Genomic DNA, 1,236 nt, shown 5'->3' with positions numbered 1-1,236 from the left:
GTGGGGGTCGCCGTGCTGGCCGCGGCGGTGCTCGCCGTGCTCGGGTACCTGGGTGTGCAGCTCGGGTCGTTGTTCGGCGAGCCCTCCGCGCCCGCGATCGTGGTGGACTCGAACCAGGCGAGCGCGGTCCCCGGCGGGCCCGCGTCGAACGTCCCGATCACCGGCGTCTCGCTCGAGGTCTACGACAAGACCGGGGACCGGGACAACTCGGCGGACGTCGACCGGGCGATCGACGGCGACCCGTCCACCAGCTGGACCACCTACACCTACCGACAGCAGCTGCCCGCGTTGAAGCCCGGCGTCGGGCTGATGGCCTCGTTCGCGAGCGTGGAGCAGCTCTCCCGGATCACCGTGGCCTCGCCGAGCGCCGACACGGTGGTGGAGATCCGCTCCGCCCCGAGTGCCGACCCCGATCTCGAGGACACCACCCTGCTCACCCAGCAGACGCTGGAGGCGGGCACCACCACGGTCTCGCTCGCGGACAGCCAGCCGGTGCAGCACCTGCTGGTGTGGATCACGAAGCTGGGCGGCGGCGGGGACGCGCACGTCAGCCAGATCGACGAGATCGTCTACTACCGCGCCGGGGTCTGATTCACAGTCGTGAACGGTTCCGCCGTTCCGCGTCCCGGGCGGTGCGCGCGCTCCTAGCGTCCGCGCCGTGCCCCTGCTCGACGCGCGCTCCGACCGGCAGCTGCTCGCCGCCCACCGCGCGGGTGAGCGGCGGGCGTTCGACGAGCTGGTCCGCCGCTACGGGGACCGGCTGTGGTCGGTGGCGCTGCGCACCCTGCGAGACCCGGAGGACGCCGCGGACGCCCTCCAGGAGGCCCTGCTGGCCGCGTACCGCCGGGCGGCGAGCTACCGCGGGGAGGCCGAGGTGAGCACCTGGCTGCACCGGATCGTGGTGAACAAGTGCATCGACCGGATCCGGCACGACCGCGCGCGTGCCCCGGCCGCCGCAGGCCGCAGGCACGTCCTGATCCCCGCGGCGCGCGATCCCGCGGACCAGGCGACCACGCGGCTGGCGGTGGTCGACGCGCTGTCTCACCTGCCCGTCGACCAGCGACTGGCCGTTGTTCTCGTCGATGTGGAGGGATATCCGGTGGCGGAGGCGGCACGCATCCTGGAGGTGCCGGTGGGCACGGTGAAGAGCCGGTGCGCCCGCGGTCGGGTGCGGCTCGCGGGCCTGCTGGGACACCTGCGGGAGGGCGGATGACGACGGGGGGCTGGCTGACCCGG

General features: G+C 73.6%; 1 protein-coding gene and 1 pseudogene. Both read left to right on the top strand.

The features are described 5' to 3' along the window. Positions 1-591 (top strand): annotated as a pseudogene (locus H5J29_RS33345) (protein kinase family protein); the annotation flags it as partial. A 67-nt stretch (positions 592-658) separates the two neighbouring features. Continuing rightward, positions 659-1,213: an RNA polymerase sigma factor SigM gene (gene sigM, locus H5J29_RS33340; protein WP_312858516.1), complete on the top strand. Its 555-nt coding sequence runs from the start codon at positions 659-661 to the stop codon at positions 1,211-1,213. Positions 1,214-1,236: the final 23 nt, after the last annotated feature.

Origin of the sequence: Pseudonocardia pini, from assembly GCF_013870575.1 — a bacterium.
GTDB lineage: Bacteria > Actinomycetota > Actinomycetes > Mycobacteriales > Pseudonocardiaceae > Pseudonocardia > Pseudonocardia pini.
The sequence above is the reverse complement of the archived record's forward strand: the minus strand, read 5'-3'. Positions and strand labels throughout refer to the sequence as shown.